This window comes from Arenibacter aquaticus (assembly GCF_003957295.1).
In the GTDB taxonomy this organism is placed as follows: domain Bacteria; phylum Bacteroidota; class Bacteroidia; order Flavobacteriales; family Flavobacteriaceae; genus Arenibacter; species Arenibacter aquaticus.
This window is the reverse complement of record NZ_RQPJ01000001.1, coordinates 175,624-200,812: the sequence shown is the minus strand read 5'-3', so window position 1 is coordinate 200,812 and position 25,189 is coordinate 175,624. Positions and strand designations below refer to the sequence as shown.

22 protein-coding genes are annotated in these 25,189 nt (G+C 41.0%); 9 read left to right on the top strand and 13 right to left on the bottom strand.

Going from position 1 to position 25,189, the window contains the following annotated elements; translation table 11 throughout:
- The first annotated feature begins 35 nt into the window (after positions 1-35).
- A complete protein-coding gene (locus EHW67_RS00825) occupies positions 36-1,052 on the top strand; it encodes a LacI family DNA-binding transcriptional regulator (protein ID WP_126160444.1) in 1,017 nt (338 codons plus the stop codon).
- Positions 1,053-1,068: 16 nt separating this feature from the next.
- Here the strand turns inward: EHW67_RS00825 and EHW67_RS00820 are convergent, their stop codons facing one another.
- Positions 1,069-2,142, bottom strand: coding sequence for a phosphotransferase enzyme family protein (locus EHW67_RS00820; RefSeq protein ID WP_126160443.1), 1,074 nt, complete (start codon positions 2,140-2,142; stop codon positions 1,069-1,071).
- 12 nt (positions 2,143-2,154) lie between these two features.
- A complete protein-coding gene (locus tag EHW67_RS00815) occupies positions 2,155-3,045 on the bottom strand; it encodes a nucleotidyltransferase family protein (protein ID WP_238389809.1) in 891 nt (296 codons plus the stop codon).
- A 263-nt stretch (positions 3,046-3,308) separates the two neighbouring features.
- Between EHW67_RS00815 and hemN the strand changes: the two genes are divergently transcribed.
- From hemN to EHW67_RS00800, 3 genes are all read left to right on the top strand, one after another.
- On the top strand, positions 3,309-4,670 hold the full coding sequence (hemN, locus tag EHW67_RS00810) for an oxygen-independent coproporphyrinogen III oxidase (protein ID WP_126160442.1): 1,362 nt from the start codon (positions 3,309-3,311) through the stop codon (positions 4,668-4,670).
- A gap of 99 nt (positions 4,671-4,769) precedes the next feature.
- Positions 4,770-5,591, top strand: a complete 822-nt coding sequence (locus EHW67_RS00805) for a universal stress protein (protein ID WP_126160441.1) — start codon at positions 4,770-4,772, stop codon at positions 5,589-5,591.
- A 102-nt stretch (positions 5,592-5,693) separates the two neighbouring features.
- On the top strand, positions 5,694-6,761 hold the full coding sequence (locus EHW67_RS00800; RefSeq protein ID WP_126160440.1) for an amidohydrolase family protein: 1,068 nt from the start codon (positions 5,694-5,696) through the stop codon (positions 6,759-6,761).
- Between the two features lie 28 nt (positions 6,762-6,789).
- Here the strand turns inward: EHW67_RS00800 and EHW67_RS00795 are convergent, their stop codons facing one another.
- The 8 genes from EHW67_RS00795 to ccoS all read right to left on the bottom strand — a co-directional run bounded on the left by EHW67_RS00795 (position 6,790) and on the right by ccoS (position 14,033).
- Complete coding sequence (locus EHW67_RS00795; RefSeq protein WP_126160439.1) at positions 6,790-7,656, bottom strand: PIG-L deacetylase family protein; 867 nt, start codon at positions 7,654-7,656, stop codon at positions 6,790-6,792.
- Between the two features lie 139 nt (positions 7,657-7,795).
- Positions 7,796-8,497 (bottom strand): sulfite exporter TauE/SafE family protein, encoded by a 702-nt coding sequence (locus tag EHW67_RS00790; protein WP_126160438.1) that lies wholly within the window; start codon positions 8,495-8,497, stop codon positions 7,796-7,798.
- A 36-nt stretch (positions 8,498-8,533) separates the two neighbouring features.
- The gene (locus tag EHW67_RS00785; RefSeq protein WP_126160437.1) at positions 8,534-8,989 is read right to left on the bottom strand and encodes a FixH family protein; all 456 of its coding nucleotides are present in this window, start codon (positions 8,987-8,989) and stop codon (positions 8,534-8,536) included.
- 84 nt (positions 8,990-9,073) lie between these two features.
- Positions 9,074-10,492, bottom strand: coding sequence for a cytochrome c oxidase accessory protein CcoG (gene ccoG, locus EHW67_RS00780; RefSeq protein WP_126160436.1), 1,419 nt, complete (start codon positions 10,490-10,492; stop codon positions 9,074-9,076).
- Between the two features lie 47 nt (positions 10,493-10,539).
- A complete protein-coding gene (locus EHW67_RS00775) occupies positions 10,540-11,427 on the bottom strand; it encodes a cbb3-type cytochrome c oxidase N-terminal domain-containing protein (RefSeq protein ID WP_126160435.1) in 888 nt (295 codons plus the stop codon).
- A complete protein-coding gene (locus tag EHW67_RS00770; RefSeq protein WP_126160434.1) occupies positions 11,424-11,618 on the bottom strand; it encodes a CcoQ/FixQ family Cbb3-type cytochrome c oxidase assembly chaperone in 195 nt (64 codons plus the stop codon). Before EHW67_RS00770 ends, EHW67_RS00775 begins: the two co-directional genes overlap by 4 nt.
- A 3-nt stretch (positions 11,619-11,621) precedes the next feature.
- On the bottom strand, positions 11,622-13,823 hold the full coding sequence (gene ccoN / locus EHW67_RS00765) for a cytochrome-c oxidase, cbb3-type subunit I (RefSeq protein ID WP_126160433.1): 2,202 nt from the start codon (positions 13,821-13,823) through the stop codon (positions 11,622-11,624).
- Between the two features lie 30 nt (positions 13,824-13,853).
- The gene (ccoS, locus tag EHW67_RS00760; protein WP_126160432.1) at positions 13,854-14,033 is read right to left on the bottom strand and encodes a cbb3-type cytochrome oxidase assembly protein CcoS; all 180 of its coding nucleotides are present in this window, start codon (positions 14,031-14,033) and stop codon (positions 13,854-13,856) included.
- Positions 14,034-14,404: 371 nt separating this feature from the next.
- Here ccoS and EHW67_RS00755 point away from each other — a divergent pair, with 371 nt between their 5' ends.
- Positions 14,405-17,053 carry a DUF7133 domain-containing protein gene (locus tag EHW67_RS00755; protein WP_202911886.1) on the top strand — a complete coding sequence of 883 codons (2,649 nt, stop codon included), beginning with the start codon at positions 14,405-14,407 and terminating at the stop codon, positions 17,051-17,053.
- Positions 17,054-17,178: 125 nt separating this feature from the next.
- On the opposite strand, the gene EHW67_RS00750 is transcribed toward EHW67_RS00755, so the two are convergent.
- On the bottom strand, positions 17,179-19,560 hold the full coding sequence (locus tag EHW67_RS00750; protein WP_126160431.1) for a heavy metal translocating P-type ATPase: 2,382 nt from the start codon (positions 19,558-19,560) through the stop codon (positions 17,179-17,181).
- Positions 19,561-19,732: 172 nt separating this feature from the next.
- Between EHW67_RS00750 and EHW67_RS00745 the strand changes: the two genes are divergently transcribed.
- Positions 19,733-20,368: a Crp/Fnr family transcriptional regulator gene (locus EHW67_RS00745; protein WP_126160430.1), complete on the top strand. Its 636-nt coding sequence runs from the start codon at positions 19,733-19,735 to the stop codon at positions 20,366-20,368.
- Between the two features lie 211 nt (positions 20,369-20,579).
- A complete protein-coding gene (locus EHW67_RS00740; protein WP_126160429.1) occupies positions 20,580-21,482 on the top strand; it encodes a universal stress protein in 903 nt (300 codons plus the stop codon).
- On the opposite strand, the gene EHW67_RS00735 is transcribed toward EHW67_RS00740, so the two are convergent.
- The gene (locus tag EHW67_RS00735; protein ID WP_126160428.1) at positions 21,479-21,706 is read right to left on the bottom strand and encodes a hypothetical protein; all 228 of its coding nucleotides are present in this window, start codon (positions 21,704-21,706) and stop codon (positions 21,479-21,481) included. The two genes, EHW67_RS00740 and EHW67_RS00735, sit on opposite strands and share 4 nt — an antisense overlap.
- A 226-nt stretch (positions 21,707-21,932) precedes the next feature.
- Between EHW67_RS00735 and EHW67_RS00730 the strand changes: the two genes are divergently transcribed.
- A complete protein-coding gene (locus EHW67_RS00730) occupies positions 21,933-22,637 on the top strand; it encodes an NUDIX hydrolase (protein WP_394343573.1) in 705 nt (234 codons plus the stop codon).
- Positions 22,638-23,008: 371 nt separating this feature from the next.
- Positions 23,009-24,169, top strand: coding sequence for a homogentisate 1,2-dioxygenase (locus tag EHW67_RS00725; protein ID WP_126160426.1), 1,161 nt, complete (start codon positions 23,009-23,011; stop codon positions 24,167-24,169).
- Between the two features lie 22 nt (positions 24,170-24,191).
- On the opposite strand, the gene hutG is transcribed toward EHW67_RS00725, so the two are convergent.
- Positions 24,192-25,163, bottom strand: a complete 972-nt coding sequence (gene hutG, locus EHW67_RS00720; protein WP_126160425.1) for a formimidoylglutamase — start codon at positions 25,161-25,163, stop codon at positions 24,192-24,194.
- Between the last annotated feature and the right edge of the window lie 26 nt (positions 25,164-25,189).

The following is a 25,189-nucleotide window of genomic DNA, read 5'->3' as shown; positions in this document are numbered from 1 at the left end:
ACGATGTTGCCTCTAATTGGGTAAAATAGATACCTATGAAGAAAATAACTTTAAAAGAAATTGCCCAGCACTTTAGTGTTTCCGTATCCACCGTATCCAAGGCTATCAATGATAGCCATGAAATAAGTGAGGAGCTAAAGATCAAAATTCAGAAGTTCGCCAAAGACAATAAGTATAGGCCCAATAAAGTTGCCCTAAGCCTGTTGCAAAGGAAGACCAAAACCATTGGGGTAGTAGTTCCCAACATCTTAAATTATTTTTTTACCCAAGTATTTTCCGGGATAGAGAAAATAGCCAATGAAAACGGCTATAATTTACTTAGCTGTATCAGTGATGAATCCTATGATAAGGAGGTGGCAACGCTGGAATTTTTGGGCGGAGGAACTGTGGACGGACTCATAGTATCCATGGCAGAGGAAACCCAGTTTAAAGGGGAACTGGGGCATTTTCAAAATATATTGGATGAACAGGTACCCTTGGTTATGTTCGATAGGGTTGCGGATGATATTTTATGTGATAAGGTTATAGTGGACGATTTTGAGGCCGGATACAAAACTACCAAGTATTTGCTCAACATAGGGTGCAAGGCCGTGGCAGTGGTCACTGGTATAGATCATAGCAGTGTTGGGGGGTTAAGGGTAGCAGGATATAAAAAAGCCTTGGAAGAGGCCGGGATTCCCTATGACGATAAACTAATACTTAGAATAGGGAAAAATGACGATCTGGAGATCCTTATTACTTTTTTGTTGAACTATAATTCTATGGACGGTATTATGGCTTTGGATGAAATTACGGCCGTTGAAGTCCTTAAACTAATAAAAGCAAGGGGGTATAGGGTGCCCGAAGATATTTCTGTGGTTGGATTTACCAATGGCACCTTATCGCGCTATGTAACACCTGCTCTCACGGCGGTGAGTCAGCACGGTACCTATATTGGTGAAACGGCGGCGAAAATACTTATAGATAGAATTGAGGAAAGAGCCCCACAAGACTGTACTACAAAGGTTATTAAGACTAGCTTAATAGTGCGCGATTCCACCAAAAAGGTTTAGGAGGCCCTGCCACTGCTTAAGCAACAGGGGTGAGCCTCTGCTGTACTACTGTGGTCATATAATCTACTTTCTGCAGCGCTTTCTTGGTAAAATCAAATAAGCTAAGGCAACGGTCCAAGTTTTGATTTTCGTAAGATACCTTGTAATAGATATTGTTGTTCAGGTAGTCGGTTAAAGCCCTTAATCCATGTATAAAAGGCATAAATACCGCCCCCCAAGCCAAAAGATCTATTTCTTCTTTGGTCAAAAAGGCACCATTGCTTTCCAGACCATCAACAAAGGCCTCGAACAAAGGCTTTTCAAAAGTGATCTTTTCGTGGTCCTGCTCATCTTCAGCCGCAGTATTGGCCACGGTTCTAATGGCATCCCCAAAATCAAAATAGAAATACCCTTTCATTATAGTGTCCAAATCTATAAGGCAAAGTGCTTTGCTGTTTTCTTTGGAGAAAAGGATATTGTTTAATTTGGTATCGTTGTGACAAACCCTTACTGGCAATACTGCATTGTTGAGTATTTCTAGTTTCTCCAAGGTCTCCTTGGCAAAATTGATGGCTGTTTTGGAGGTTTCCAATTTTTCTTCTGAAGCCGATAAAAGGGATTCTTCAAATTGATTTTTCCGAAGGGACAAATCGTGAAATTGAGGTATGGTATCTACATAATTCTCCAAAGAGGCATGTGCCAAAAGTTGATGAAATTTTCCTACTACCTTCCCAGCTTGGAATGCCATCCTTGTATCTTGGGCATTGTCATAGGCTGTGGTATTGTTAATGTAGGTCATTAAGCGCCAATAGCCATTGCCATCCAGTTTGTAATAGGGCTTGTCCCCATTGGTTTTTAATAGCTCTATAGGAGTGTATTCCGGGTCTTGCAAATACTCAAAGGCATTCTCAATATTGCCCATTAAACCTTCCACATCCATAAATACGTTGTGGTTAATGCGCTGAAGAATATACAATGGTGTAGTATTGTCCAATACCAAGTAGGTATCGTTGATATAACCTTGATTTATTCCTTGAAATTGATATGACTTCTTGTCTATTTTAAAGTTTTGCAGTAGTGCATTGAGCTCAACGCTTTTATCATCGGTCATAAACTAGCAGTTCTAATCATTATCCCAAAGTGGGGAACGGTATTCACCATTGTCTGTCATGCGCTGTAGTTCGGAAACTGCAACATCTTTATCGCTGGCATAGGTTACCCCAAACCATTGGCTTTCGGAAGGTATAACATCCACATCTATTAAATTGGCCGCAACCATTTCCTTAATGGCAAAAGGAAGGTATATTTCACCTTTGGGGATGTTGTTTTCGTCACTGATAAATTCCTTCAGGTATTCTGTTATAAACGGGAAGATGGTAGGTTGGCAGACCCAGAAATTCATACTCACCAATTCCTCACCACTAAAGTTGGTGCCCGAATCCAAGTCGGTAATAGTGTTTGTTTGCTTTTCTATTTTGGTGTGCTCGTTAATAGAGGTCAATTTTCCATTTTCGGACTTACATACCCCCCTTGAAACAGAGCCGTGTTCGGACAAGGTATTTTTTAGGGTGTAGGCAATGAGCCCAAACGTAGGTTGATCTCTATTGTTCCTAATAAAATTAGCAGCGCTTTCAAAAGCACTTTTGCCGTAATAATCATCGGCATTAATAATGGCAAAGGCGTTTTTAATTACGTTTCTGGCAGTCCAAACAGCGTGTGCCGTACCCCATGGTTTTATTCTTTCCCCCTTGAAGCTTACACCCTCTGGAAGGTCGTTTATTTCTTGGGCCAAAACGTCTAGTTTGATGTTTTTGGGCAATCTGCTGGATAAGTGTTCCTTTAGGAATTCTACATTATCTTTTTTAGTAATGGCAACAATATGGTCAAAACCATTATTTAAGGCATCGTAAATACTGAACTCCATAAGAAATTCTTCTTTAGGACCCAAATCATCAAATTGTTTAAGCTTTCCATATCGGCTTCCGCTTCCGGCTGCCATTAAAAGTAATGTCATAATCGGTAGTTTTTAGGTTTACAAAAATATAGTTTTTATGATAAAAGCATTGGTATAAGGGGTTATTTAATTTTAAAGTTTATTTAGGTACTATTTTTTGCAGGATAGACAGCTTTACGTGAAAGTTCAATTGTAGATCTTACCTTGGAAATATATGATGTTATGGATACCTAATGAATAGGGGTGCTTTAAAACCTGACAAGTGTCATATTTTAGGAGGGTGCACCATGGTATTTTTGTAGCAATCTAAAATTTATTCTTTTATGACCAACTTGGTTCAGAAATATAACATTCCAGGCCCTAGATATACCAGTTATCCTACAGTTCCCTATTGGAACTTACAGACTTTTTCGGGTAAACAATGGAAAAGCACTCTTGTAGACAGCTTTAAAGCTAGTAACGATACAGAAGGAATTAGTCTGTATATTCATTTGCCCTTTTGTGAAAGTTTGTGCACGTTCTGCGGCTGTCACAAAAGAATAACCAAAAGACACGAGGTAGAGAATCCGTATATCACCAACCTTCTAAAGGAATGGAAACTGTATTGTGATTTGTTTGCTGCCAAACCTAGGGTAAAGGAGTTGCACCTAGGCGGGGGAACACCTACTTTTTTTTCTCCGGAAAATTTAACCCGACTCATCAATGGAATTTTTAAAACAGCAACTAGGGCAGAAGATTATGAGTTTAGCTTTGAAGGCCACCCCAACAATACCACCAAAGAACATCTACAAGTTCTTTATGAAGTTGGGTTTAGACGGGTTAGCTACGGGGTACAGGACTACAATAAAAAGGTTCAGTTGGCCATTCACAGACTACAGCCCTTTGAGAATGTAAAAAACGTGACCCAATGGGCACGCGAGATAGGGTATACCTCTGTAGGTCATGATATTATTTTTGGACTGCCTTTTCAGACTTTGGAAGATGTGTCCCAGACTATTTTAAAGACCAAGGAATTAATGCCAGACCGGCTCGCTTTTTATAGCTATGCCCATGTGCCCTGGTTAAAAGGCAATGGTCAAAGAGGGTATAAGGATTCTGATTTGCCTACGCCAACGGACAAACGAAGACAATATGAGATGGGTAAGGAATTATTGAAAGAAGTAGGTTATTCGGAAATAGGAATGGATCATTTTTCGCTTAAAACGGATTCACTTTATAAAGCCATGGAAAGTGGTAGTCTACATCGGAATTTTATGGGGTATACGGCTTCCAAGACCCAGGTAATGGTAGGTTTGGGAGTGTCCAGTATAAGCGATAGTTGGAATAGTTTTGCGCAGAACGTAAAAAGTTTGGAGGAGTATGCCCATTTAATTGAAAATAACATCATTCCTATCTATAGAGGACATATTCTTACGGAAGAAGATAAAATTATACGTCGACATATATTAAATTTAATGTGCCAGTTTAAGACGAGTTGGAAGGATGGGAGTGAAAGGTTTAAGGAGCTGGACGAGGTAAAGGCTAAATTATATGAATTGGAAATGGACGGTTTGCTCCTTATAGACTCAAATGGCATTGAGGTAACCAAGAAGGGTAGGCCCTTTGTACGTAATATTTGTATGGCATTTGATTTGTGTCTACATCGAAAAGCCCCTAATACCAGACTCTTTTCCATGACCATTTAGGGAGATCCTCTGCCTGTATTCTTGGATATGGCCATATTGGGAAAAGTTCTTATAGGCCTTCATTGCCTTGCATAAACATAAACCCTTAAAATTTATAAGATGAAAAAGATTATTGTACCTGTAGACTTCTCGGAACAATCAGAAATAGCATTAAAAACTGCGGCTTCCATTGCAAAAAAATATAAATCCGAAATTTATGTTTTGCATATGTTGGAATTGTCCGAAGCACTAATCTCGGTCAATGAACAGGTCCACTATGAACAGGCCGTTTTTATGGTAAAACTGGCCGAAAAGAGGTTTGCTGAATTTTTGGATAAGCCATATTTGAAAGCTATCAACGTTACCCCTATAGTAAAGCACCATAAGGTGTTTAGTGAGGTCAATGCCATTGTTGAAAAGCACAACGCCGATCTGATTGTAATGGGATCTCATGGGACAGATGGTATTAAAGAAATATTTGTAGGTTCCAATGCGGAAAAAATGGTGAGGAATGCCAATGTGCCCGTTTTGGTCATAAAGGATGAGATTCCAGGTTTTGAAGTACAACGATTTATTTTTGCCTGCGATTTTAGGGAAGAAAACCTGGAAGCCTTTCAAAGGGCCAAGGTTCTGGCAGATAAGCTGGATGCTGAAATGATATTGGTATATGTGAACACACCTGGTGATAATTTTTTAAGCACCACGGATGCCTTTAAGCGAATTAATAAGTTCTTACATTTGGCAAAGGTCAGTTTGGAAGTGGAGATTTTTAACGACTACAGTGTTGAACAGGGCATCATAAGTTTTGGAGAGGGTAGAAATGCCGATCTTATTGGTATGCCTACCCATGGTAGAAAGGGTCTAACTCATTTTTTAATGGGCAGTATAGGGGAAGATGTGGCAAACCATTCCAAAATACCAGTAATTACTTTTAAGATATAAGGTTCTTTATACATAGATGATTTTTGAATAGCTGGACTTAAATAGCTATATTTAAGGGTGGTGCAAGCTGTTAACTGTGCTATTGTCTAAAAAAAAATCAATATGAATTGGAACCTTGGCTTGGTTTTGTCCATAGTTTTTCTTTCCCATACCCTCATGGCACAAGAAGACATGTTGTTAAAGGATTACGATCCTGTATCCATATATAATACTCCAAAGACTAAGATTGAAAAAGCAAAATATCCGGTTGTGGATTTTCATTCACACCCTTACCCAAAGTCGGCCCCGGAGTTGGAGGAATGGGTACGGACCATGGATAAGTTTGGAATAAGCAAGACCGTAATTCTCACCTATAGTACGGGCAGGACTTTTGACAGTATCGTTGAGGTATATTCCCGCTATGGTGACCGTTTTGAGCTGTGGTGTGGTTTGGATTACACGGGATATGATGAACCGGATTGGGGCAAAAGAGCCGTAAAGGAATTGGTAAGATGTTTTAATAAGGGAGCCAAGGGGGTAGGTGAATTGGGCGATAAAGGATTGGGTTTTGCCTATTCCAAACCCATACCGGCACCGGGAATGCATGCCGATGATCCCAGGATGGCGCTAGTTTGGGAGAAATGTGGGGAATTGGGGATGCCAGTAAGTATTCATGTGGCCGATCCTATGTGGATGTACCTCCCTATGGATGTTCATAATGACGGATTGATGAACGCATTTAAATGGCGAATAGATATTGAAAAGGAGGGGTTGTTGAACCATGAACAACTAATTGCCAGCCTGGAAAATGCGGTTCGTGAACACCCTAATACTACTTTTATAGCCTGTCACTTTGCTAATTGTAGCCATGATCTGGAAATAGTGGGGAGGCTTCTTGCTACCTATAAAAATCTGTATGCGGATATATCTGCCCGATATGCGGAGACAGCTGCCGTTCCACGCTACAGCAAACGCTTTTACGAAAAATATCGAGATAAGCTGGTTTATGGTACAGATATGGGTACCTCTCCCGAAATGTATGAACTTACCTTTCGTGTATTGGAAACTGAAGATGAGCATTTTTATGAAAAGGGGATGTCCTCTTACCATTGGTCTTTTAATGGCTTGGGGCTAAGTGATGAAACATTGAAAAAGATCTATTATGAAAATGCAAAAAAGATACTGGACTAGTCCAACATCCATAAAAGTATGATCATTACTATTTTTTCAACATTGGAAATAGCCTCTTTATTTCTTCATCGGTAGGTTGTTTGCCGTACTCGCATATTTCAAACCCCTCTATATGTTTGGCGTTGTAGGCTTTAGTGCCATACCATTTTTTGGCACATTCCAATAAGGCTTCATTGGGAGATTTGGACCTCCAGTTGGCCAACATTTCCAACCTGTCCTTTTCGCCCTTGGGCACTTTTTCCAAATTGCCCGCGGTCCAGGGAAGCCATTCAAAGAACTGTGATTTATGAGCTGACATGGCGTATATTTTTTGATTAAAAACAGCATCGATAATTATGGCGATATCCGGTTGAAAAGAGCTGGGTTTTTGAAAGCCATCTTCAGAGTATAGGAAAACTGGATTTTTTTTGAGAGCTGGTACTTCAGGGGCCACATTGGGGACTATGACCATATAGGCCGCGTCTTGCACCAAAATTCCGGTATATCTGTGATCCGGATGGTAGTCATTGGGTCTTGGGGCAATGACTACATCGGCATTCCACTTTCTAATCTCACGTATCACCTTTAGACGATTTTCCAAGGTAGGCATCAATTCCCCATCATGGTTGTCCAATACCGTATATTCCACCCCAAATCTTTTGCCAGCTTCCTTGGCCTCTGCAATCCTTATCTTGGCGAGTTCACCTCCGCCCTTGGCATAATGCCCGGCGTCACCATTGGTCAGGGATACAAACTTTACATTATGCCCCATTTTTGACAGTAAAATGGCCGTACCACCGGTGTCAATATCACAATCATCCGGATGGGCCCCAAAGACTATTATGTTTTTTTCCCCTTGGGAAAATAAAAAGCTAGCATTGAAAATAAGAAAGCAGATAAGTAAATGGTGTCTCATGTGTAGCTGTTTTTAGGTATGGTTGTTCCTTTTCAATGGTAGTTTTAAACCCATAGGTGTAACTACAGTTGGCAGGGCACTAGAAAATTACACTATTTTTACAAGTACTACAAATCTGATTTACAGCCATTAGAGGGCGTTAGTGGCAATCTATTTGGCTAGATACCACATCCATGACGGGCTCTGGGGAAATATAGGGAATGCCCAATCCCAGACCTCTTAATATAAAGAGAAGGCCAATGATGACTACGATTATAGGAATTAATCGCTGCACCGTTTTCTTGGCGCCACCTTTTAATAAGCTGCTAAAATAAACCGCCGTGGTCATCAAGGGAATGGTTCCAACGCCAAACAAAGCCATGTACAAGGCTCCTGTCCAGGGATTGGCCGTGGCCATACTTCCAAAAATTGCCATATATACCAGTCCGCAGGGCAATAGCCCGTTAAGTAAGCCTATGGTTAAAAAGGTATCAGGGGTCTTCTTTTTTAATTCCTTTCCCAATCGGTTTTTTATGGCGGACAGTAAGGAATAAATGGGTTTGGAAAGGTTGTATTGGCTAAATGTCTTATGGGGTATAAGGATAAGGGTTATCATAAGCAGGCCAATGATAATGGAAAGTTTCTGCTGAAGTCCAAACACATAAAGACCTTTCCCCAAAAAACCAAAAATTAGGCCTATGATACCGTAGGAGGTAAGTCGACCTAGATGGTACAAAAAAACCTGTAATAGTTTTTTTGTGGGTTTGTGGTGGTCTACCGGCAACATAAAGGCAATGGGGCCGCACATCCCAATACAGTGGAAACTTCCCATTAGACCTATTATTACGGCAGATAACAACATAGTTTATATTTATTAAGCTTAAGGCCTTAGACTTTTTTAGTTTTTGTAATAGGTTGTTTTTTCCTTAAAAAGGTATGCTTCCCCTTTGTACTCCCAGGATACTTTAATGTCCCAGCGACCATCCAACAAGCGATTGTCAGGTATGAGCAAATAGTCTTGGGAAAGACTTATGGGTAAGTCAAAATCCAAGTGCTTATTAGATGGCCTGTAAAGGGACACTGAGCCTTTGATTTCTTTAAAATCCAAATTTTTTGGAAACTGCAGAATCAAGCCGTCGGGGGTTTTGTTTATAGAAAGTTCCGCCTCTTTCGCAAGGGCGTTGTTCTCTGCATCTATTTCTGTTTGGTATCCCAGTTCGGCCTTATAGTAATTCTCTGTGACGAGGTCATGATTGGCCTTGTGGTCCATGCTCATTCTCACTACAAAGAATAGTATAAAACTTATAAACCCTATAAATGCCAGTACTATTCCGGTTCCCCAATTAATTTTCATAACATATTTTATTTGTCATTCATCCCGTTGCTGTTGGGATGAATATGGTGATTGTTAATTTTATATTATTCCCTATCAGGTATATCACCTATAGCTTCGTGGTGCCAAAAATCTGGCAGTGGCCGTTTCAATTAATTTATCTCCGCTATAAACACCGATGCTCAATTTGTTCTTATCTCCCTGCAAAGCCGAATTATTGATTTCTATAAATAATGTGCCTTCTGCCATTTCTTGGGCGGGGACTAGAAATTTCTCATGCCGTACCAAGGAAATGGTCCCTTTGTGGGATAGCAACTTAAAGCTTACCTCCGGGATATCCTGGGTGGTTTTGTTAACCAGTTTATAGGTAAACACATTGCTGATAATATTACCTTCCTTATGTTCGTACAATTGTCCTGGCAATCGCAAAATATTGGCTTCTACCTCATTTCTCAAGAACAACATGCCAACCAGTATTCCAGTAAGAATAACCAATACCGCAGTGTACCCTTTAAGTCTAGGGGTAAATGTAAATTTGGATTTCTTCTCTATATTGTCCTCACTGGCATATCGGATAAGGCCTTTGGGTAGGTTTACCTTTTCCATAATGGTATCACATTCATCAATACAGGCTGTGCAGTTGATACATTCCAATTGGGTGCCATTTCTTATGTCTATACCTGTTGGGCAAACGTTTACACACTGAAAACAATCTATGCAGTCTCCATGCCCCAAGGCTTGTCTATCTTCCCCTTTTCTAAATTTCTTTCTGCCCTTTTCGGCCTCGCCCCTTTTATGGTCATAGGCTACCACAATGGATTTGTTGTCTAGTAAAACCCCTTGCATCCTTCCATAGGGGCAAGCAATGATACAAACCTGTTCCCTGAACCAAGCGAATACGAAATAGAATACGGCCGTAAAGATCAAGAGCGAAACTATGGTGCTTACATGTTGTAAGGGACCCTCGGTAATGTATTGTATTAATCGATCGCTTCCTATCAGATAGGCCAAAAAAACGTTGGCTATCAAAAATGAAACTACAAAGAAAATACTCCATTTTAAGGTCCTTTTTCTAATTTTATCGGCGTTCCAGGGTTGTTTGTCCAATCGTATTTGTGCCCCACGGTCACCGTCTATCCAAAATTCGATCCTTCTAAAGACCATTTCCATAAATATGGTCTGTGGACACATCCATCCACAGAAAATGCGGCCAAAGGCTACTGTAAACAGGGCAATGAAAATGACCCCTATAATCATGGATATCACAAATAAATGAAAGTCTTGTGGCCAAAATGGAAATCCAAATATATTGAAACGCCGTTCCAGTACATTGAACATTAAAAATTGGTTGCCGTTGACCTTTACAAAAGGAGCTAGAAATAGAAAGGCCAAAAGAAAATAGCTCACATATTTGCGGTACTCATAAAACTTTCCACTGGGTTTTTTTGGGAATACCCAAGCTCTTTTGCCTTCCTCGTTTATGGTTCCTATGGAATCCCTAAAATGTTCCTGGTCCTGTGCCATTCTTTAATTGGTTCGCTGGGGTTATGGTGTGTGTGTTTAAGCTAAGATCAAGGTGCTGCTTCCGCTGTCCAGATATCGCCTTCCGGGGCTTTTGGATTGGCAGGAGTAGTCCCGTTAATCTCAGTAAGGATATAGCTGGCTACTTGTGCTATTTGCGCAGGTTTAAGGGTTTGCTTCCAAGCTATCATTCCCTTACCATCCCTACCACCTTCAGAAATGGTGTGGAACACATTTTTAATACCTCCCCCAAGTATCCAGTATTCATCTGTAAGATTGGGGCCTATCCCACCACCGCCATCTGCCATATGACAGGCCACGCAGCTAGAGGTAAAGATAGCTTCACCCGCCTTGATGTCCGTGGCATCGGTAAGCAGTTCCACGGTATTGGCATCTACTAATCCCTTGGCTGTTTTTTTATACGCTTCAATTGCTATTTGGGCCTCGGCTACTTCTTGCTCATATTCCATATCCTGTGTATAGCCATCAAAAACATGAAAACGGGCAAGGTATATTATTCCAAAAACAATGGTGGCATAGAACATGTACACCCACCAAGGCGGAAGGTTGTTGTCTAACTCCCGTATACCGTCGTAATTATGGTCCAGGATAATCTCATTCTCCTCTTCAATGGGTTTGTTGCCAGTTAGTTTTTTCCAGGTCTCCTTGCCCCATTTCCATTCCCATTGTTTTGATTTGGACAATTCATAGCGCTCCTTGGCTTCGGGAGGAAGCGTTTGGAACATGACGTTTTCCACAGATTTAAGGATCAATTCTATTGCTATCAAAATAAATAGGACCAATACCAAAAAGAGTGCAACAATAGGATATTCTATAATGGCCGGTTGTTCCCCGGAGTCAATAAAGTACTCCATTAATCCGAAGATCAGGAAGAAGATAATGGGGACTCTTATCCACCAAGGTGTTATGTTTTTCATAATAAATTTTCTTTAGTTGGGTTATCTGATTCTAATGGGAGTTGGCTAACTTCTTGGATATGCTCTTTGGAGGCGGTAAATACCCACCAGAAAAGGACGGTAAAAAAAACAAAGAATATTAGCAATGATATCATGGGATAGGTGGCTACGCCCTCTATATTCTCCATATAACCTTTTACGAATTTTAGCATGATTTATTGGTTTTGTGAGATTATTTCGTCTGTTTCCTTAATTTTGATATCTGTTCCCAAACGCTGTAGATAAGCAATCATGGCAACAATTTCCCTATCCTTCATTTCAACAAATTCCTGTCCATTTTCTGCGGCATATTTCTTGTCTTCTTCGTAGGTCTTGGCAAAATCGGGGTCCGAATATAGATTTTTTTCAATCTGTGCGGCCTGCTGCTCCATAGACTGTTTGGCATTGGCAATGTCCTCATCGCTATAGGGTACTCCCAAAGTAACCATGGTTTCCATTTTAGTCTCTATGTTGCTTCTGTCGTGCTTATTGCGGACCAACCAGGAATAAGAAGGCATAATAGATCCGGAAGAGGTGCTCTGCGGGTCGTACATATGGTTCAGGTGCCAATTGTCCGAATATTTACCACCAACCCTTAATAGATCGGGACCTGTACGTTTACTGCCCCAAAGGAATGGATGGTCGTAAACATATTCCCCCGCTTTGGAGTACTCGCCATATCGCTCCACCTCACTTCTAAACGGCCTTACCATTTGGGAGTGACAGCCAACGCAGCCTTCTCGGATATATAGATCCCTTCCCTCCAATTCCAATGGGGTATAGGGTTTAACACTGGTTATGGTGGGGATGTTGGATTTAACCAAAATGGTAGGTATAATCTGTATGGCCCCTCCTATTAGAATGGCTATTGTAGCTAGTATTGTCAATTGTATGGGCTTGCGTTCCAACCAGGTATGGAAGGTCTCGCCAGCAGTCCTTTTCCTGGAAACACGTGCCAATGCCGGAGCTTCGGCCAATTCGTCCTGTACCTTTGTGCCCTGTTTAATGGTGACCACCACATTGTAGATCATAACGATGGCTCCAATGATATACATGGTTCCGCCAATGGCCCGCATCCAGTACATTGGGATAATTTCGTTAACTGTTTCCAAGAAGTTACCGTAGGCCAAGGTTCCATCGGGATTAAATTCTTTCCACATAAGGGCTTGGGTAAATCCGGCAACATACATGGGAAGGGCATATAATATTATACCTAGAGTTCCTATCCAGAAATGGAAATTGGCCATGGGGAGGGAATGTATTCTGGTTTTGAACATTTTTGGAACCAACCAATAGATCATCCCGAAGGTCAAAAATCCGTTCCAGGCCAAGGCACCAACGTGTACGTGTGCAATGATCCAGTCGCTAAAATGGGCAATGGCATTTACGTTTTTAAGCGAAAGCATCGGCCCTTCAAAAGTAGCCATGCCATAACCAGTTATGGCAACTACCATAAATTTTAAAACCGGATCTGTTCTAACCTTGTCCCAGGCACCACGAAGGGTCAATAGTCCATTGATCATACCACCCCAAGACGGGGCAATTAACATGATAGAAAAGGCTACGCCTAAATTCTGTGCCCATTCCGGTAAAGTAGAATACAGTAAGTGGTGTGGTCCGGCCCAGATATATATAAAGATCAGGGACCAAAAGTGTACTATGGACAATCTATAGGAATAAACAGGCCTGTTGGCGGCCTTGGGGACAAAGTAATACATTAACCCCAAGAATGGAGTGGTCAAGAAAAAGGCAACAGCATTGTGTCCGTACCACCACTGCACCAGAGCATCTTGGACCCCTGCGTAGACCGAGTAACTCTTTAGGGCACTAACGGGAAGGGAGAGACTGTTAAAGATATGCAGTACAGCTACCGTTACAAATGTGGCCAAATAAAACCATATGGCAACATATAAATGGCGCTGCCGTCTTTTAAACATGGTGCCTATAAGGTTCCAGCCAAAGGCAACCCATACAACGGCAATGGCCAAATCTATGGGCCATTCCAATTCTGCGTATTCCTTGGAGGAGGTATAGCCCAAAGGTAAGGTAATGGCTGCAGCAACAATAATGGCCTGCCAGCCCCAAAAGTTGAAATTACTAAGGGCATCACTGAACATTCTGGCCTTTAGTAACCGTTGGGTAGAATAATAAACACCTGCAAAGATGGCGTTCCCCACAAAGGCGAAAATTACCGCATTGGTATGCAAGGGCCTTAAACGCCCAAAACTTAACCAGGATATGCCATCGGTTAAGTTAGGGAATAGAAACATAAAGGCAAGCAGTAGGCCCACCGACATTCCCACAATTCCCCAAAACATAGTAGCATAAAGGAATTTTTTTACGATTTTGTTATCGTAATAAAACTGTTGTACTTCCATAATTACAATTTTTGACTTTCACTTATTTGGTTAGATATCTTTTTCTGTCTCTTCGTTGGTTTTTTTAACCAATTCATCCTCAAAGAGCATACGAACGGAGGGGGTGTATGAATCATCATACTGTCCATTTTTAATAGCCATAATAAAAGCCGCAAAAAAGACCACGGCTACAATAATACTTAATGTTAGCAATAAATAAATTACACTCATACCTACCTGAATTTCGGGGTAAAACTAAACATGGTGATTTAAGAAAAATATGACATTTGTCAGCTTTCAAATTTTATTGTGCCAATGAAATGTCCTGTACTAATATTTTTATACAGTTTTTTCTGGCTAGTATTTTTGATAAAGGTTTGATTTCTTGGATCTCCGTAAAACTTTGCCTGTTTGTGGTAGATAAAAAAGGGGTGTCTATAAGGAAGCAACTTTTTTCTATTTTTTTTACCTCTTAAAAATTGAATTTAAGTAAGATTATCTGGGAAAGATTTTTAGTTTTGCGACTGCTTTATTGCAAAACCCTTTAAAAGGTTGTGGGTTTTGTTCATGGCTAGTGTTGTTAATTGTTAATAAAATAGAAAATGTTTAGAAAATTAGGGTTTATTTTTATCTCAGGGTTAATGGCTATTGGATGTAAACAGGATAAAATTCCTTGCACGCCCAATACCGAGGCAATAAATTATCCGGCATCCGATTCGTTGAAGCAGGTACTTAATTGGCCCGAAGATTTAAATATTACAGGTTTTGCCGGTCCTGATCTTACACCTAGTCCGGCCTGTATGGCCGTATCTGCAACCGGTGAGGTCTTTGTTGGAGTAGATATGATGGGGTCGCTCGGAAAGGAAATGGGCAAAGGTTCTATACAGCGTTTGGTAGATTGTAACCACGATGGTATCATGGATTCCCATACCAAGTTTGCCGAAGTAAATAACCCAAGGGGGATTTTGGCTATTGGAAATCAAGTGTATGTATTGCATACCACCTTTTCCGAAGAGACAGGAAAGGCCCATAATATGGACTTGGTCGTTTTTGAGGATATGGACAATGATGGGGTGGCCGATGGCCCGGCCAAAGTCCTGATTCAGAATCTGAGTAATTCCAAATACCTTCAGGAAAGGGGTACGGACCACGCCACCAATGGGATACAAATGGGGATAGATGGTTGGATTTATATAGCAGTGGGAGATTTCGGATTTCACAATGCCACGGATCGTGAAGGGACCAAATTGACCATGCTTGGTGGAGGTGTGCTTCGAGTAAGGCCCAATGGTACCGAAATGGAAGTGTATACGCACGGGTTAAGGAATATATACGATGTTGCCATAGATCCTTATATGAACATTTTTACCCGTGGAAATACCAATGACGGTGGAGGTTGGAACATTAGGTTTGCACATCAGATACAATCCGGGGAATACGGGTATCCTGTATTGTTCAAACATTTTACCGAAGAAATCCTACCTGCACTCGTAGACGTAGGTGGGGGATCCGGTACCGGGGCGCTTTATATGAACGATAGCCGTTGGCCAGAAAAATACAATAATGTACCCTTGATGGCAGATTGGGGCCGCAGCTACCTATACTTTCATAGGTTAACCAAGAACAAAGCCAGTTTTACCCAGGATGAGGAAGAATTTATCCAATTGCCACAAATTACCGATGTAGATGTGGATGCTGCCGGCGCCATGTACCTTTCCGCTTGGGACGGTGCAGGCTATTCGGGAAGCCCGGACAAAGGATACGTGGTGCGGGTTACCCCAGAGAACTTTAACTACGAGCCGTTTCCAAATGTGGAGGACATTTATTGGACCAGTAGTGTGGTGGAGCTCTTAAAATCTGGAAATGCAAAATCGCGTTTAAGTGCCCAATACGAATTGATAAGAAGGGGCAAGGGCGCCGATAAGGTGTTGGATTTGGCGCAGGACGCTTCCTTGCCGTTAGAGGTTAGGGCAGCCGGTATTTTTACCTATGCCCAACTTACAGGGGAAGAGGGAATAGATCCATTAATAGCCTTGACCCAAGATACAGCGGTTCAGGAATTTGCCCTAAGGGCCTTGGCAGACCGTTTGGGTGCTGTGGACCAGGTGCCCACAGAGCCCTTTATTAAGGCCTTGGAATCCGATTCTGATAGGGTTAGGGCTGCAGCCATAGTAGGCCTGGGAAGATTGGGTAAAAAGGATGTGGCCAATGCCTTGCTGGATATTCCTGTTCCCAGCTCATTTAAAGCGCCGGCCATGGGAACAGAAGGTCCCCATGCCAAGCCAAATGCCGATATTGTTATTCCTCACCTGGCAGTCAAAGCGCTGGTAAGGCTAAATGCAGTAGAGGCCTGTCTGGAAGCGTTGAATTCAGGGAATAAAGATATGGCACTATGGGCCATGCGTTACATGCATAGTCCAAAAGTAGTGGACGGATTGGTGAACGCTTATAAGAACACAAAGGACAGCGGGTTTAAAGATAAGATTGTAAATACCTTGGCAAGGATTTATTACCAAGAGGCACCATATGATACCTCTTGGTGGTGGAGTACACGGCCGGATACCCATGGTCCCTATTATAAAACAGTTGAATGGGAGCATACTCCGGTAATCCGTTCCTTTTTTATGGAAGAATGGGAAAAGGCTGCTGCAGATGATAAGGATAGGTTTGCTGAATTAAATAGCAAATACCGTTTACAGATTGATGAGTTTGGAACTTTTGAGGTTGCAGCCCCCAAGGAAGATACCCCTGTAATGGATTTGGAAAAAATAAAAAATAAAAAAGGTCAGATCGGGGAGGCATCCATAGAGGATGTTATGATTGCCCTTAAGAACATTAAAGGAGACCCTAAAAAAGGGAAGGAATTGTTTAAGTCCCAGGCCTGTTTTACCTGCCACAGTGTAAGCACGTCCGAGGTTATGAAAGGGCCGTTCATGGGGCAAGTTGGCTCTATTATGAACCGGGAGCAGATTGCAGAATCTATATTGAAACCCAATGCTTCTATTTCCCAAGGGTTTTCAACCGTACAGATTCAGACAAAAGGCGGGGACAACTATGTAGGGTTTGTAACCCAGGAATCGGCCTCAGACCTAACCATAAGAAATATTGCGGGTATAGCAACCCAGCTAAAGAAGTCGGATATTGCAGAGAGAAAGGAATTGGAGACATCTATGATGCCTTCTGGTCTGGTAAACGCCTTGAGCTACGAGGAAATGGCTTCATTGGTGGCTTATTTGGAGCAACAGAAATAAGGGGAACCTTAAAATAAAAAAGATCAGGAATGCATAAAAAAGCAACTGTTCCTTAATTGGAGCAGTTGCTTTTTTCTGTTTGTAAGTGAATGTATCAACACTTTTTTCCAGTTTTATTGGATAACTTATTGTTTTGCCAGTTTCCTTCCCAAAATATTGGTAGCAATGGTGGTGAACAGCACAATGCTTATGGAGCTCAAGGGCATTAATATGGCAGCGATAACAGGCTCTAACTGTCCCGTTACGGCAAAATACAAGCCTATTACATTGTACAGTAAGGAGAGAATAAAGCTTAATTTTATAATCTTAATGGCTTTTCTGGAGGCTATAATATAATGATAAAGGGATGTGAAATTTTTTGCATCCAAAATAGCATCACAGGCAGGGGAAAAGACATTTACATTTTCGGAAATGGCAATGCCTACATTGCTTTGTGCCAAGGCTCCCGCATCATTTAGACCGTCGCCAACCATCATTACTTTTTTATTTTGCTCCTGTAAGGTTCTAATAAATTGGAGTTTGCCCTCTGGTTTTTGGTTAAAGTGTAAGGGCGTTCCCTTGGGAAGCAGTTTGTTCAGCGTTTTTTCTTCTCCGGCATTGTCCCCGGAGAGTATGGCCAATTCCAAGTCTTGGGCCATGTTGCTAAAAATTTCGGAAACCCCATCCCTGTAGTTGTTCTGAAAAATATAGCACCCCTTGTATTGGTCATTGGCGCTAAAGTGCACCGAGGTGTTATCGCCATTTTTTATTTGGGGTTTGCCAACGAAAGTAGCAGATCCTATCTTTATCTTGTCCGATTTGGTAGCGCCCATTATTCCTTCGCCCAAATGTTCTTCATAGCTGTCCAAGGGCACAATATTGTGTTCTGATAAAATATCGTACAGTTTTCGGCTCAATGGATGGTTAGAGGAACGTAAGGTGTTTTTTAGCAAGGACTCTTCCTCCTCGCTCAGTTTAAGGCCTTCATAATAAACATGGCCCTTTTCGGCGGTGGTAATAGTTCCGGTCTTATCAAAAATAGCAGTGTCTATTTGTGCCAGTTGCTCAATGGTCTGGGTATCCCGAAGGTAAAATTTGTGGCGTCCAAAAATCCGCAGCATATTGCCCAAGGTAAAAGGGGCAGCCAAGGCTATGGCACAGGGGCATGCAATAATAAGTACTGCCGTAAAAACATTAATGGTCTTGCTGGGGTCTATGATCAGCCAAATAAAGGCAGAGACAAAGGCAATGGTCAATACGCCAATGGTAAAACGTTTGCCAATACTATCGGTCAAGGTTTGAAAGCTGCCCGATTTGTCCTTTTGGAATACGGCATTGCTCCATAGCTGGGTAAGGTAACTCTGGGAGACCGATTTTAAAACTTCAATTTCTATAGCACTACTTATTTGCCTACCGCCGGCATAGACCTTGTCTCCGGATTTTTTGTCCACTGCTTCAGATTCCCCGGTAACAAAACTATAGTCTATTCTGGCATTTCCGTTTATTAAAATGGCATCTACCGGAATCAACTCCCCATTTCGGATAAGCAGTCTGTCCCCACTCTTTAGGTCGTACACCTGGATGCTTTCTTCTGTATTGTCCTTGGTAATTCGGGTAACGGCAATAGGGAAGTAGGATTTATAGTCGCGTTCAAAAGACAGATAGGAATAGGTTTTCTGCTGAAAGAACTTGCCCAGCAATAAAAAGAAGACCAAGCCGGTGAGGCTGTCAAAAAAACCGGTTCCCCAGTCAAATGTAATATCCAAGGTACTGCGTAGAAATAGCACCGCAATACCTAGGGCAATAGGGATATCAATATTCAGAAATTTGGATCGCAGCCCCTTGTAGGCCGAAACAAAATAATCCTGTGCGGCATAAAATACTACAGGCAAGGAAAAAGCAAACATCAGCCATCTAAAGACCCCTTTAAATTGTTCTAGCCAAAATTCTCCCACCTCAAAATACTCAGGGAAGGAAAGGAACATTACATTGCCAAAGGCAAAGCCGGCAACACCTAGTTTGTAGGTTAGACTTCTGTCTACTTTTTTTTCTTTTTTGTTATAGTCGTCCAAGGAGATATAGGGTTCATATCCAATCTTGCTCATTAAGAGTACCAAGTCCTTAAGTGATGTTTGTTCGGAATTGAATGTTATTCTCACCGTTTTTTTAGGGAAGTCTACCTGGGAAGTGGTAATTCCATGGTTTAGCTTGTTCAGGTTTTCCAATATCCATATACAGGAGCTACAATGAATGTGAGGAATATAGAGGTTAATGATCTGGATTCCATTATCGTTGAATTCAATAAGCTTTTCAACGATATCGGCAGATTCCAAAAAATTGTATTTTCCTTCAATTTCTTTGGGTGTGCTGCCCGCTGCAGACTGTAGGTCATAATAATAGGACAGATCATTGTTGGCAAATATCTCATAAACGGTTTTACATCCTACACAACAAAAGTTTTTCTCATTGTGGCTTATAGGGTTGTTTCCACAATCGTCACCACAATGATAGCAGCTTGTCTTATCCATAGAATATTTGCTTTATACCTGCTGCAAAGATGAGCAGTATTGCCATGTCAAAACATGACAATTGTCAGTTTTCCTGCCAGGGATTAGGGGTAACTTTGCTTTCTTAGGTAAATAATATGTTATGGGTAGATGTGAAAACTGTATAATTCGTCAATTTAACTCATTGCGGGCAATGAGCAAAGCAGAGTTGAAGAAAGTATCGGATACTAAAATTACCAAGTTTGTTAAAAAAGGGGAAGCCATTTTTAGTGAAGGGGAGAAGTTGAATGGTGTATATTGTGTGCGGGACGGAGTTTCTAAATTGTCCAAGCTAAGTCCCAATGGAAAGGACCAGATTGTAAAATTGGCTACCCAAGGAGCCGTCCTGGGACAACGTTCGGTGATTGCCCAGGAAACATCCAATCTAAGTGCGGTTGCGGTAAAGGATATGGAGGTATGTTTCATCCCCAAGGATATCATAGAGGAGACCTTGAGCAGTAATCCCGATTTTGCTGTGGAAGTACTTAGGCATATGGCACATGATTTGAAAGAGGCAGACGATGTAATTGTAAATATGTCCCAAAAGACCGTTAAGCAAAGGGTGGCCGAAGCGTTTATTTATTTAAGGGACAATTTTGGTGAGGATAAAGAAGGCTATTTGTCCCTTACCTTATCAAGGGAGGATATTGCCAATGTGGTAGGTACTGCAACGGAATCGGCCATTAGGATTATTTCCGATTTTAAGAAGCTTGGACTTATAAAGACATCGGGGAAAATGATCGGTATTTATGATGAGAAACGACTCATAGAGATGGCGAAAGGCCATTAATATTGTTGGAAATGCATTTCTATTATCTTTTACTTGGCCCTTTGATCCTGTGTTGGCCATAACGGTATATGTATATTTTAGCACTTTAATTTATTAGGTTCCAGCACTTTTTTAAAAGCTGATATATGTCATAGTACAGTCTTTGGACTTCCTATAATTTTACCCCATAATTTTAGCCTAATAGGGCATATCACATTTAAATTGGAATAGTTTGAAAAAGATATTGTTACCAACCGATTTTTCTCCCAATGCATATAATGCAGTTAAATATGCAATCTCACTTTATAAGGAGGAAGAATGTGAATTCTATTTACTTAACACCTATACTCCAACCATTGCCCATAGTAGGTTTATGGCAACTGCTGCGGTTGGGAAAGCTTGTGAGGATGTGGTGAAATCCAATTCCGAAAAAGGGTTGGGTATGTTGGTAGAGCGTTTGGAAAATGAATACCAAAACCCCAAACACAGGTTTATTACCATATCTTCTTTTAATTTATTGGTAGAAGAGATAAAGAATATAATAGAGTCGGTTCGGATAGATTTAGTGGTTACCGGTACAAAAGGGGCTTCTGGTCTCGATGAGGTTTTTATGGGTAGCAACACCGTAAGGATTATAAAATCTATAAGAAATTGCCCTGTATTGGCTGTACCACAGCATTTTGACTACCAGGCACCAGCAGAAATAGCTTTTGCAACCGATTTTAACCGGTTTTATACCAGTTCAGAATTACGGCCTTTGTTGGATATGGCCAGATCTTTTAGGGCCGCCATTAGGATTGTACATGTTCAATACCAGATCAAGGCGCTTACAGAGGTGCAGCAGTTTAACCTCAATATGTTACGGAAATACCTTAGTGGGGTAGAACATTATGTGCATACGGTTACAGAACTAAATTCGGTTTCCAAAACCTTGGAAGTATTTGCAGAGGAATTGGATATACACTTATTGGCCATGCTTAACTATCAGCATAGTTATGTGGAAAAAATGACCCGTGAGCCAGTGGTGAAACGCTTGGCCTTTCATACCCGGATACCTTTATTGGTAATACAGGAGTTGGGAATGGGGACTCCACCTAGCAGTAAAAGGGTAAAAGAGGTATCTACCTCAAATTAAACATTACTGCTGTCTATGGGGTGGTCTTCGTAGAAATCATCAAATGTCTTTTTTGTGTCATAATCATCGGTAAGTACCCTATATACCGTATAAATGAGCATTGCCTGCCCTATTACCGTTAGGTAAAATACCCAATTAAAAGGGAAATTTAAGCTGGCCATAACGCTCAGCAATACTAAAACTGCCGTGGTTGCTATGACCCATAACATAGCTATATTTTTCATTTTTTTTATTATAAGATATTTATAATTAAGGGTTATTGTTGTTAAATGAGTGCTAAAACTACTGTTAAAACCTGCTCCGGTAAGAAAGTTCATTGTTGGAAACATGTTTTTGGTTTTAGGTTACTTTTAGGTCAAATAAAATGCTCAGCCACCTTAAAAAGGGCACCTATGGGGTAATGAAGTATATTTTTTGATATTTTCGTAGATCATTAGAGAAAAACTGGCCTTGGAGAAAAAACGAACTTATACCGAACAACCAAAAATACTGGTGGCGACAGATTGTTGTGTGTTTGGTTTTGATAAAGGGATATTAAAGTTATTGGTTTTTAGGAGAAGAATAGATCCTTTTAAGGGAGAGTGGTCACTAATTGGAAGTTTTGTAGATGAAGAGGAGAGTGTTACCGATGCAGCGCGTAGGGTGTTGTTGGAATTTACCGGCTTGGAAAACATTTTTTTGGAAGAGTTAAAGGTTTATAGTGATGTAGACAGGGATACCGGTGCCAGATGTATCTCTGTAGCACAATACGCCTTGATCAGAATTAACGACTACGATAAGGAACAAGTGGAAAGGCACGGAGCAAAATGGTTTGCCATAGATGAAATTCCCAATTTGGTACTGGACCATAATGTTATGGTTACCGATGCCTTGGACCGCTTAAGGCAAAAAACGACCAGGGCCCCTATTGGTTTTGAATTGCTTCCCAAAAAATTTACCATTCCCCAGCTTCAATCCTTGTATGAGGCTATTTGCCAAAGAAAATTGGATGATCGTAATTTTAGAAAGAAGTTGTTGTCATTTGGGTTATTGATTAAATTGGATGAAAAGGACAAGACTACTTCCAAAAAAGGGGCTTTTTTATATAAGTTTGATCATGATAAGTATAAGAATTTAGAGGAATCCGGATTTAATTTTGTGCTTAAACCCTTGTAGAGCCAGTAAGAAACTTAATGATCAAATAAGGTCGGTCAAACCGCAATAATCTAAAAACCTTTATTATCTTTGTCCTGTTGTGTTGTGTCTCAATGCAAATTGAGGCAAGGTTGTAAATGTCGACTATTTCCAATGGAAATTGGGTCGGCATGAACCGATGAAAGGCTTTCCAATATGGGAGGCTTTTTTTGTTTTTACTCGATAATCGAGACATTTATGCTAAGGCACTCTAGTCTAATTCTAGAATAAGTTGCTTCAAAGCTTGCCCATAGCTAGTTTACTGCTGTTGTTTTGCACAATGCTTTTTTTAGATTTCTTTTAATCCCCATTTTATTGTACATTTAATAAGGAACTTCTAATATCTACATCCAATGCCTTTGTATCATAAATTAGGTGAAATTCCATCTAAAAGACATACTGTTTTTAGGAAAAAGGATGGAACCCTTCACTACGAGCAGCTTTTTGGTACCATTGGCTTTGAAGGGATGTCTTCCCTGATGTACCATTTGCATAGGCCTACCATGGTAAAAGAAGTGGGAAAGGCCTTTGATGCCAGCCCTAAGGCCATAGTGTCACATAATATTAAATCTAGGCTTCTAAAAGGCTTGGAAGTGCCGACCAGGAATGATTTTTTGGAAAGCAGAAATGTGCTGGTGTTCAATTCGGACGTCCATATATCGGTTGGGGCACCCAAGAGATCCATGACCGATTATTTTTACAAGAATGCGGATGCAGATGAACTGCTGTTTATTCATAAAGGCAGTGGGGTCTTAAAGACCATGTTGGGCGAAATTGATTTTCAATATGGGGATTACCTGTTAATTCCCCGCGGAATGATTTATCAGATTAAATTTAACGATAAGGACAATAGGCTGTTGGTAGTGGAATCCTATCATCCAATATATACCCCAAAGCGTTATAGGAATTGGTTTGGACAGCATTTGGAGCATTCCCCTTTTTGTGAGCGCGACTTTAAGTTGCCGCAGAATTTAAGGACTTACGATGAGAAGGGCGAATTCTTGATCAAAGTAAAAAAGCAAGGTCAGTTGCACCATTTGGTCTATGCTTCACACCCTTTTGATGTGGTGGGCTGGGATGGGTATAATTATCCATACGGATTTTCCATACATAATTTTGAACCTATTACAGGAAGGGTACATCAGCCGCCACCAGTTCACCAGACCTTTGAAACGAGGGCCTTTGTGGTGTGTTCCTTTGTGCCCAGATTGTACGACTATCACCCTGATGCCATTCCGGCACCATACAACCATTCCAATATAGACTCTGATGAGGTACTTTATTATGTGGATGGGGACTTTATGAGCAGAAAAAATATAGACAAGGGGTATATTTCCTTACATCCGGCAGGAATTCCCCATGGTCCGCACCCCGGAACCTACGAGGCTAGTATAGGAAAGTCTAAAACGGAAGAACTGGCCGTGATGATCGATACCTTTAGGCCACTGCAATTAACAAAGGCGGCTTTGGATATAGATGACGGAAAATATTACCGCTCCTGGTTAGAAGAATAGAACCTTCTTCCAACATAGTTGTTTATGTTTTGTTGTGCATTACATAATGAATTAGAGAGGCCGCTAATTTTGCAGTTTGATGATCCTGATCATAGGTGGGATTCATTTCGGCGATATCCATACTTATCAATTTTTTGGAATCTATAACAATTTCCAGACATTCTAGAACCATTTCGGGAGAGAACCCCATTGGGGATGCTGCACTGACCCCTGCTGCGTATGCCGAGGAAAATCCGTCCAAGTCAATTGTAGTGTATATCACATCGACTTCACCAATAAATCGCTCCAATTTATACCTGATATTATTAAGGTGAAGCAGGTTAAAATGTTTTTTTTCTATATAGGGGACACCTAGGTCCCTTGCCCTGTGAAAAAGGGTTTTGGAATTGGAATCCTTCCTAATTCCCAGGCACATATATTTAAACGGATTATTTTCCATTTTGCAGTCCCTTGCAATTTGATAAAAAGGGGTGCCGGACGTATTGGCATGTTCGGTAGACCGGAGGTCAAAATGGGCGTCAAAGTTGATGATGCCCAGAGTTTGGTTCTTGCCTTGGGCGTTCAAGTAACTTTTTATACCAAGGTAATGGCCATAGGCAATATCGTGTCCGCCTCCCAGTAGCATGGGAAACCATCCTTGATGTAATATTGAAGTCACTATTTTGCCCAGTACACCCTGGGCTTTTTCCATATTCCCGTCCTCACAGTGAATGTTCCCAATGTCCCATAACAAGGTTCCGTCATTTAAATGATGTGGCATTTTTGCCAGTTGTTGACGTATGGAATCCGGACCCTTGGAAGCTCCTTTTCTACCTTGGTTTCTTATGACCCCTTGGTCACTGGCATATCCCAGTAACGCAAAATTATCACCCCGAAGGGAGGAAAATTCCATTTTCCCAAAATCCAAACACTGTACCTTTTCATGAAGATAAAGTTGGGAGTCCGATTTTCTTCCGGTCCAAAGTCCGGGGTCTGTTTTACGATAGTTGGACATATTACAGTGTTTAGGAGGTTAAATGC